Annotated in this window: 8 protein-coding genes; all 8 read left to right on the plus strand. The window is 73.3% G+C overall.

Going from position 1 to position 8,847, the window contains the following annotated elements:
- The first annotated feature begins 67 nt into the window (after nt 1–67).
- From ABD999_RS42590 to ABD999_RS42625, 8 genes are read left to right on the plus strand one after another with little or no spacing between them, the layout of a single operon-like run.
- A complete protein-coding gene (locus ABD999_RS42590; protein ID WP_425571080.1) occupies nt 68–1,435 on the plus strand; it encodes an acyclic terpene utilization AtuA family protein in 1,368 nt (455 codons plus the stop codon).
- Nucleotide 1,436: 1 nt separating this feature from the next.
- On the plus strand, nt 1,437–1,802 hold the full coding sequence (locus ABD999_RS42595; RefSeq protein WP_187281122.1) for an AtuA-related protein: 366 nt from the start codon (nt 1,437–1,439) through the stop codon (nt 1,800–1,802).
- Nucleotides 1,799–4,036, plus strand: a complete 2,238-nt coding sequence (locus tag ABD999_RS42600) for an acetate--CoA ligase family protein (RefSeq protein WP_271280218.1) — start codon at nt 1,799–1,801, stop codon at nt 4,034–4,036. The genes ABD999_RS42595 and ABD999_RS42600 overlap by 4 nt, the downstream gene beginning before the upstream one ends.
- Entirely contained in the window at nt 4,033–4,848 is an 816-nt protein-coding gene (locus ABD999_RS42605) for an enoyl-CoA hydratase/isomerase family protein (RefSeq protein ID WP_271280219.1), read from the plus strand. The genes ABD999_RS42600 and ABD999_RS42605 overlap by 4 nt, the downstream gene beginning before the upstream one ends.
- A complete protein-coding gene (locus ABD999_RS42610) occupies nt 4,845–6,026 on the plus strand; it encodes a thiolase family protein (protein WP_271280220.1) in 1,182 nt (393 codons plus the stop codon). Before ABD999_RS42605 ends, ABD999_RS42610 begins: the two co-directional genes overlap by 4 nt.
- 16 nt (nt 6,027–6,042) lie before the next feature.
- Entirely contained in the window at nt 6,043–6,801 is a 759-nt protein-coding gene (locus tag ABD999_RS42615; RefSeq protein WP_219551448.1) for an SDR family NAD(P)-dependent oxidoreductase, read from the plus strand.
- A complete protein-coding gene (locus ABD999_RS42620) occupies nt 6,798–7,562 on the plus strand; it encodes a crotonase/enoyl-CoA hydratase family protein (protein ID WP_271280221.1) in 765 nt (254 codons plus the stop codon). Before ABD999_RS42615 ends, ABD999_RS42620 begins: the two co-directional genes overlap by 4 nt.
- A gap of 11 nt (nt 7,563–7,573) precedes the next feature.
- On the plus strand, nt 7,574–8,722 hold the full coding sequence (locus ABD999_RS42625; protein ID WP_271280222.1) for an acetyl-CoA C-acyltransferase: 1,149 nt from the start codon (nt 7,574–7,576) through the stop codon (nt 8,720–8,722).
- The last annotated feature ends 125 nt before the right edge of the window (nt 8,723–8,847 follow it).

Here is an 8,847-nt window from a genome sequence, read left to right on the forward strand (position 1 = left end):
ACCGATTGACGCGGCCGAATCTATGCATAAGATTAGCATCAAGTGAGATCGTGATGGGGAGCAGCGAGTGAAGACAGTCCGACTGGGTGCGGGAATGGCTTTCTGGGGGGACAGCGTGCTCCCCGCCGTCCAGATGGTGGAGCGCGGGGAGATCGACTACCTCTGCTGCGACCATCTGGCCGAGCTGACCATGTCGATCCTGAGCAAGCAGAGGTCCCGCAACCCCGAGTACGGCTACACGCGTGACGTGCTCGACCTGCTGCGCCTGAGCATCCGCCAGTGCGTGACCAACGGCGTCAAGGTCATCACCGACGCCGGCGGCGCCAACCCGCGCGCCTGCGCGGAGCGGGTCGCCGAGCTGTGCAAGGACCTCGGCCTGACCGGCGTCCGCATCGCCGTGGTGACCGGCGACGACATCAGCGGCGACATCGACCGGCTGATGGCGCAGGGCGTCTCGTTCACCAACATGGACACGGGGGAGCCTCTCTCCTCGGTCCGTGACAGGCTCACCCACGCCAACGTCTACACCGGCGCCGACGGCATCGTGACGGCCCTGGAGCAGGGCGCCGACATCGTCATCTGCGGCCGGGTCACCGACATCGCGCTCTACCTGGGGCCGTTGCGGCACGAGTTCGGCTGGGCCGCCGACGACTGGGAGAGGCTCGGCATGGCCACCGTCGTCGCGCACGCGATCGAGTGCGGCGGCCAGGCCACCGGCGGCCTCTACGACGGCGGCTGGTGGAAGACCCCCGGCCTGGAGAACCTCGGCTACCCCATCGCGGACGTCAGCGAGGACGGCACCGCGGTCATCACCAAGACCCCCGGCAGCGGCGGCAGGGTGGACATCGGCACGGTGAGCGAGCAGCTCGTGTACGAGATCCTCGACCCGGCCAACTACCTCACCGCCGACGTCACGGCCGACTTCTCCGGCGTCCGCCTCACCGAGGTCGGCCCCGACCAGGTCCGCATCACCGGCGGCACCGGCCGCGCCCGCCCCGACACGCTCAAGGTCAACATGGGCTACCGGGCCGGCTTCATCGGCGAGGTCCAGTTCACCTACACCTGGCCCGACGCCTACGCCAAGGCCCGGCGCGGCATCGAGTTCCTGGAGAACCGGCTCGACAGGGCCGGCTTCAAGTCCGACGACGTGCAGATCGAGTACGTCGGACGCAACTCCATGTGGGGCGACCGGGTGGCCGAGCCCGACCCGGCGGACGACGACCTGCTGGAGCTCGTGGTGCGCTACGCCGCCCGCTGCCCGGACGAGACCGAGGCGCGCAAGGTCTTCACCGAGAGCGTCCCCCTCTACAACAACGGCCCGGCCGGCGTGGGCGGCATCGGCACCCGCCCGCCGCTGAAGGAGCTGTTCTCGCTCTGGCCCTGCCTGATCCCCCGCGAGCACGTGACCGCGGCCGTCGACATTCTGGAGGTCTGAGATGGCGAACATCAGGGTCGCCGACATCGCCCACGGCCGCTCGGGCGACAAGGGCGACGTGTGCAACGTCGGCCTGGTCGCCTACGACGACGCGGGCTACGCCACGCTCAAGAGCGAGCTCACCGAGGAGCGGGTCAAGGAGCACTACGGCTCCCTCGTACGCGGCACCGTGACCCGCTACGAGATCCCCGGCATCAAGGCGCTCAACTTCGTGCTCACCGGGGCGCTCGACGGCGGCGGCACCCGCTCGCTGCGCTCGGACCACCTGGGCAAGACCATGTACGCCTGGCTGCTGCGCATGGAGATCACCGCCGCCGAGGACGTCCCCACCTACCCGACGGGACCGCGGCCGGAGGCGGTCGCGTGATCACCGTCACCGGCGCGGAACCCGCCGTCCAGACGCTCTTCAACCCCCGGTCCGTCGCCGTGATCGGCGCGTCGAGCAAGCCCGGCACGCTCAGCTGGTGGCCGCTGCGCCTGCTCGTCCAGTACGGCTTCGCGGGCGGCGTGCACCCGGTCAACCCGTCCCGCAGCGAGATCGAGGGCGTGCCCTGCGTCGCCTCGCTCGCCGACGTCGGCGGGCCCGTCGACCTGGCGGTCATCGCGCTCAACGCCAAGAACACCGTCCAGGCCGTACGCGACTGCGCCGCCGCCGGCGTCAAGGTGGCCGTGCTGCCCTCGCAGGGCTTCGGCGAGACCGGCGAGGACGGCCGGGCCATGGAACGCGAGATGCTGGCCGCCGCCCGCGAGAGCGGGCTGCGCATCGTCGGCCCCAACACCGACGGCGTCGGCAACCTGGCCACCGGCGCGCTCGCCACCATCCAGCCCATCTTCGGCCAGGGCGTCGAGCCCGGCCGGGTCGCGGTGATCACCCAGAGCGGCGCCACCGCCGCCTCCCTGATCATGCGGCTCAAGGAGGAGGGCATCGGCACCCGGCTGTACGCCAGCGCCGGCAACGAGATCGACCTGGGCCTGGCCGACTACCTGTCCGTCGCCCTGCAGGACCCCGAGGTCTCCATGGTGGTCTCGTTCGTCGAGGCCATCCGCCGTCCCGGCGACTTCGTCAAGGTCGCCGAGCTGGCCGCCGAGCTGGGCAAGCCGATCGTGCTCATCAAGGTCGGCAGGACCGAGCAGGCCGCCCGCCGGGCCGCCGCGCACACCGGCGCGCTGGCCGGCGCCGACGAGATCTACCAGGCGGTCTTCGACTCGCTCGGCATCATCAGGGTCGACGAGCTCAGCGAGGTCGTCGCCGTCGCCAAGTTCTACCTGTCACGCGGGCTGCCCCAGGACGACGGCGTCGCCATCATGTCCGTCTCCGGCGGGCAGGCCGGCGCGCTCGCCGACCGGGCCGCCCGCTCCGGCGTCACCGTGCCCGACCTCGGCCCGGCGGCCACCGCCGAGCTGGAGGAACTGCTGGCCTTCGGTACCGCCATCAACCCGTGCGACCTGACCGGCGAGGTGGCCAGGGACAGCGGCCTGGCCACCGCCGCCTACACCGCCTTCGACGCCGACCCGGCCATTTCCACGGTCGTGTACGCGCGCAAGGAGCTGACCGGCGACGCCGGGCGGCGCGCCTCCGAGCGGATCGCCGCGGCCGCCGCGCCGAAGGAGCGCACCCCGCTCGCGATCTACTCCATGGACGGGGAGCTCAACGACGAAGAGAAGGCGGCGTTCGCCGAGGCGGACATCCCCGTCTTCACCTCGGCGGGCGAGCTGTTCACCGCCGTCCGCACGCTGGCCGCCTACCGGCGCGGCGCCGAACGCGCCCGCACCAGGAAGACCGGCCCGGCGGCCCGGACCGGGGAGTCCGGTGGGGCGGGAACCGTCCCGGCGATCCGCACCGGGGAGTCTGCTGGGGCGGGAACCGGCCCGGCGGCCCGCACCGGGGAGTCCGGTCAGGCGGCCTCGCGCGCGCTGCCCGGCGGCGCCGGCCCGCTGGACGAGGCGGCCGCCAAGGCGCTGCTCGCCGAGTACGGGGTCGCCGTCCCCGCCGAGGCGCTGGCCACGAGCGCGGACGACGCGGTGGCGCACGCCGAGCGGATCGGATACCCGGTCGTGCTCAAGGTCGCGGACGCCCGCGTCCCGCACAAGACCGAGATCGGCGGCGTCGAGGTCGGCCTGGCCGGCGCCGCCGCCGTGCGCGCCGCGTACGAGGGGATCGACGCCCGCGCGCGGGCACACCTCGGCGACGCCCCCGAGGGCGTGCTCGTGCAGCAGCAGATCACCGACGGCGTCGAGATGATCGCCGGCATCGTGGTGGACCCCCAGTTCGGCCCGTTCGTGCTACTGGGCAGCGGGGGAGTGCTCACCGAGCTGCTCTCCGACGCCGTGCTGCGGCCCGCCCCGGTGGAGCCCGGCGAGGTCCGCGACATGATCGCGGAGCTGCGGGGCCGGAAGCTGCTCACCGGCTTCCGCGGCGCCCCGCCCGCCGACGTGGACGCCCTGGCGGACACGGTCAGTGCCCTGTCGCGGCTCGGCGCCGACCACGCGGACCGGATCGCCGAGCTGGACCTCAACCCCGTGCTCGTCAGGCCCGCCGGCCACGGCGCGGTCGCGGTCGACGCACTGATCGTCCTCGGCGAGACGGAGGAGAGCCGATGAGCAGCGGCGAGAAGATCCTGGTGACCCGGCGCGGCAGCCTCGGGCTCGTCACGCTGAACCGCGCCAAAGAGCGCAACCCCCTCGACCAGGAGACGGCGGCCGGGCTGCGCGACGCCTTCCTCGGCCTGTTCGCCGACCCGCAGGTGCGTTCGGTCGCCGTGACCGGCGACGGGGACGCGTTCTGCGCAGGCGGCGACCTGAGGCAGATGCGGGAGCTGGCCGAGGGCGACGTCGAGGACGCGTACCTGTGGCCCGGCGCCATCGTCGACCTGCACCGGCTCATGCTGGAGGCGCCCAAGCCGGTGATCGCCGCGGTCCACGGGCCCGCCTACGCGGGCGGGATGGGCCTGGCCGGGATGTGCGACGTCATCCTGGCCACGCCGAAGGCCCGGTTCGCGATGCCCGAGGTGAAGATCGGGCTCTTCCCGATGATCATCGTGGCGCACCTGGCCAGGTCGCTGCCCCGCAAGCGGCTGCTGGAGATGATGCTGACCGGAGAGAGCATCGACGCCGACGAGGCGCACCGGCTCGGCTTCGTCAGCAAGGTCTACCCCGACCGCGACGGCCTGATGGAAGGGCTGGACGCGTACGCGGCCAAGTTCGAGGCGGTCAGCCCGGCGGCCGTCCGCCTCGGCAGGCGCGCCTTCACCCTGCTCTCCGACATGCCGGCCGGGCAGGCGCTGGACGCCGCCCAGTTCCTCAACCTGCCGTTCTTCCTCGGCGGCGACCTGCGCGAGGGCACCCAGGCGTTCTTCGACCGGCGCCCGCCCCGCTGGACCACCCCCGACGACGAGCTGGAGAAGACCTCATGAGGACAGCCGTGGTGGTCGACGCGGTCCGTTCCCCCATGGGGAAGGGCAAGCCCGGCGGCGCGCTCTCCGAGCTGCACGCCGTCGAGCTGCTCGCCCAGGTGCTGGCCGGGCTCGTGAACCGTACCGGCATCGACCCCGGCACGGTCGAGGACGTGATCGTCGGCTGCGTCAGCCAGGCGGCCGACCAGTCCGTCACCCCCGGCCGGATGGCCTGGCTCGCGGCAGGGTTCCCCGAGCACGTGCCCGCCACCACCATCGACCGCCGCTGCGGATCCAGCCAGCAGGCGCTGCACTTCGCCGCCCAGGGCGTGCTCGCCGGCGCCTACGACGTGGTCGTCGCGGGCGGCGTGGAGTCGATGAGCCGGGTGCCGATGGGGTCGGCGCGGATGGGCCGCGACCCGTACGGGCCCTCGGTGACCGAGCGGTACGCGCCCGGCCTGGTCTCCCAGGGGGTGGCGGCGGAGCTCGTGGCCGCCAAGTGGGCGCTGGAGCGCGAGACGCTCGACGCCTACTCAGCCCGCTCCCACCATCGGGCCGCCGCCGCGGCCGACGCGGGACACTTCCGCGACGAGATCGTGCCGATCACCGTGCCCGGCGGGACCGTCGTCGACCGCGACGAGACCATCAGGCCGGGCACCACCACCGAGCGGCTGGCCGGGCTCAAGCCCTCCTTCCAGGACGAGGAGGCCGCCCGGCGCTTCCCGGAGATCGGCTGGCGGGTCACCGCCGGCAACTCCTCGCAGATCACCGACGGCGCGAGCGCCGTGCTGGTGATGAGCGAGGAGCGGGCCGAGCGCCTCGGCCTGACCCCGCTGGCGCGCTTCCACGCCTTCTCGGTGTGCGGCGACGACCCGGTGACGATGCTCACCGCCCCCATCCCCGCCACCGCCATGGTGCTGGAGCGGGCCGGGCTCGACCTCGCGGACATCGACCACGCCGAGGTCAACGAGGCGTTCGCGCCGGTGCCCCTGGCCTGGCAGGCCGAGTACCCGGTCGCCGACGAGGTGCTGAACCCGGTCGGCGGCGCCATCGCGCTCGGGCATCCGCTCGGCGCGTCCGGCAGCCGGCTCTTCACCAGCATGCTGTGGAACCTGCGCCGCACCGGCGGGCGCTGGGGCCTGCAGACCATGTGCGAGGCCGGCGGGATGGCCAACGCGACCATCGTCGAACGTCTGTGAACAGGAGTTCATCACCGTGAAAGTGGAAGGATCCGTCGCGCTCGTCACCGGCGGCGCGTCCGGGCTCGGCCTGGCGACCGCGACCCGGCTCGCCCGGGGCGGCGCGAAGGTCGTCATCGCCGACCTCCCCGGCTCGCCCGGCGAGCAGGTGGCGGCGGACCTCGGCTGCCGGTTCGCGCCCGCCGACGTCACCGACCCCGAGCAGGTGACGTCGGCCCTCGACGCCGCCGCCGGACTCGGCCCGCTGCGCGCGCTCGTGCACTGCGCCGGCCGCGGCGGCACGGTCCGCGTCGTCGACAGGGAAGGCGCCCCGGGCTCGCTGGAGGACTACACCCGCATCGTCACCACCAACCTGATCGGCTCGTACAACGTGATCCGGCTGGCCGCGGCCCGCATGTCCGCCACCGAGCCGGTGGACGGCGAGCGCGGCGTGTGCGTGCTGACCGCCTCCGTCGCCGCCTACGAGGGACAGATCGGCCAGGTCGCCTACGCCTCCTCCAAGGCCGGCGTGGTGGGCATGACCCTGGTGGCGGCCCGCGACCTGTCGCGGCGGCTCATCCGCGTGTGCAGCATCGCCCCCGGCGTGTTCGACACCCCGATGCTCGGCCGGCTGCCGGAGGAGGTGCGCGCCTCGCTCGGCGCGGCCGTGCCGCACCCCAGCAGGCTCGGCGACCCCGCCGACTACGCGGCCCTGGCCGAGCACATCATCGCCAACCCGATGCTGAACGGCGAGACGATCCGGCTCGACGGCGCGATCAGGATGGCTCCCCGATGAGCGCCCCCGTCCTGGTGGCCGACGAAGGCCCGGTGCGGCTCATCACCATCAACCGGCCGCAGGCCCGCAACGCCGTCGACCTCGCCGTCGCCGAGGGCATCGAACAGGCCCTCGACGCGTACGAGGAGGCGCCCAGTCTGCGTGCCGCCGTCATCACCGGCGCGGGCGGCACCTTCTGCGCCGGCATGGACCTGAAGGGCTTCCTGCGCGGCGAGCGTCCCTCGACGGCCAGGAGCGGGTTCGCCGGTCTGGTCGAGCGCCCCCCGAGCAAGCCGCTCATCGCCGCGGTCGAGGGCTACGCGCTGGCCGGCGGGTTCGAGATCGTGCTGGCCTGCGACCTCATCGTGGCCGCGGAGTCGGCCGTGTTCGCCTTGCCCGAGGTCCAGCGCGGGCTCGTCGCCGCCGGCGGCGCGCTGCTGCGGCTGCAGCACCGGCTGCCCTACCACCTGGCCATGGAGCTGGCGATCACCGGCAGGCGGCTGAGCGCCGCCGACGCCGCCGCCCACGGCCTGCTGAACCGGCTCGTCCCCGAGGGCGGGGCGGTCGCGTCCGCGCTCGAACTGGCGCGGGCGGTGGCCGCCAACGGCCCTCTGGCCGTCTCGGCGAGCAAGAAGATCATGACCGAGTCCGCGCACTGGCCGCCCGAGCAGGCGTTCGACCGTCAGCGCGAGATATCGGAACCCGTCCGTGCCTCCGAGGACGCCCGCGAAGGCGCCCGCGCCTTCACCGAGAAGCGGGCTCCCGTGTGGCAGGGACGTTGACAGGAGAAACCATGCGAGAAGCCTTCATCGTCGGCGCGGTGCGGTCCGCGGTGGGCCGCCGCCGCGGCGGACTGTCCGGCGTCCACCCGGCTGACCTCGGCGCCGAGGTCGTGGCCGCGCTGCTGGACCGCGCCGGCATCGCCGGCGAGCACGTGGACGACGTCGTCTTCGGCTGCGTCAGCCAGATCGGCGCCCAGTCGACCAACATCGCCAGGGTCGTCGCGCTGTCCGCGGGCCTGCCCGAGTCGGTGCCCGGCACCACCGTCGACCGGCAGTGCGGCTCGTCCCAGCAGGCGGTCCACTTCGCCGCGCAGGCGGTCGCGTCCGGCGCGCAGGATCTCGTGGTGGCGGGCGGCGTCGAGGTGATGAGCCTGATCCCGATCGCCTCCTCCGCCATCGTGGGCGCCGACGCCGGCATGGGCATGCCCCGGGGCGGCCGCAAGTGGGCGGAACGCTACGGTGACCAGGAGATCAGCCAGTTCCGCGGCGCGGAGACGATCGCCGCCAAGTGGGACGTGAGCCGCGCGGCCATGGAGGAGTTCGCGCTGGCCAGCCACCAGCGGGCCGCCGCGGCGGCCGGCGCCGGGCTCTTCGCCGGCGAGATCGTCCCGGTCGCCGGGCTGGAGGCCGACGAGGGCCCGCGCCCCGAGACCAGCCTGGAGAAGATGGCGACCCTCCAGCCGCTCGTCCCCGACGGCCGGCTGACCGCCGCCACCTCCAGCCAGATCTCCGACGGCGCCGCCGCGCTGGCGATCGCCTCCGGAGACGCGGTACGGAGGCTCGGGCTCACGCCGCTGGCCCGCGTGCACAGCATGGCGGTCGTCGGCTCGGACCCGGTGCTCATGCTCACGGGCCCGATCCCGGCCACCGAGGCGGTGCTGCGCCGGGCCGGGCTCAAGCTCGGCGACATCGACGCGTTCGAGGTGAACGAGGCCTTCGCCTCGGTCGTCCTGGCCTGGCAGCGGGAGACCGGCGCCCCGGCCGATCGCGTCAACCCGCTCGGCGGCGCGATCGCGCTCGGCCATCCGCTGGGCGCGACCGGCGCGCGGCTGATGACCACGCTCGTCCATCACCTGCGCCGCAACGGCCTGCGTTACGGCCTGCAGACGATGTGCGAGGGCGGCGGCATGGCCAACGCCACTATCATCGAGGCGGTCTGAGCTGTGATCAAGCAGGTTCGGCAGCTCGATCGGGTGATCATCCGGTTCGCCGGTGACTCCGGTGACGGCATGCAACTCACCGGTGACCGGTTCACCGCGGGCACCGCCGAGTTCGGCAACGACCT

It is taken from the genome of Nonomuraea ferruginea (genome assembly GCF_039540635.1).
Classification (GTDB): domain Bacteria; phylum Actinomycetota; class Actinomycetes; order Streptosporangiales; family Streptosporangiaceae; genus Nonomuraea; species Nonomuraea ferruginea.

Excerpts from the sequence above, each read along its gene's own strand:
- ABD999_RS42595 (WP_187281122.1), top strand. The coding sequence starts at position 1,437 with ATGGCGAACATCAGGGTCGCCGACATCGCCCACGGCCGCTCGGGCGAC.
- ABD999_RS42625 (WP_271280222.1), top strand. The coding sequence starts at position 7,574 with ATGCGAGAAGCCTTCATCGTCGGCGCGGTGCGGTCCGCGGTGGGCCGC.
- ABD999_RS42620 (WP_271280221.1), top strand. The coding sequence starts at position 6,798 with ATGAGCGCCCCCGTCCTGGTGGCCGACGAAGGCCCGGTGCGGCTCATC.
- ABD999_RS42610 (WP_271280220.1), top strand. The coding sequence starts at position 4,845 with ATGAGGACAGCCGTGGTGGTCGACGCGGTCCGTTCCCCCATGGGGAAG.
- ABD999_RS42605 (WP_271280219.1), top strand. The coding sequence starts at position 4,033 with ATGAGCAGCGGCGAGAAGATCCTGGTGACCCGGCGCGGCAGCCTCGGG.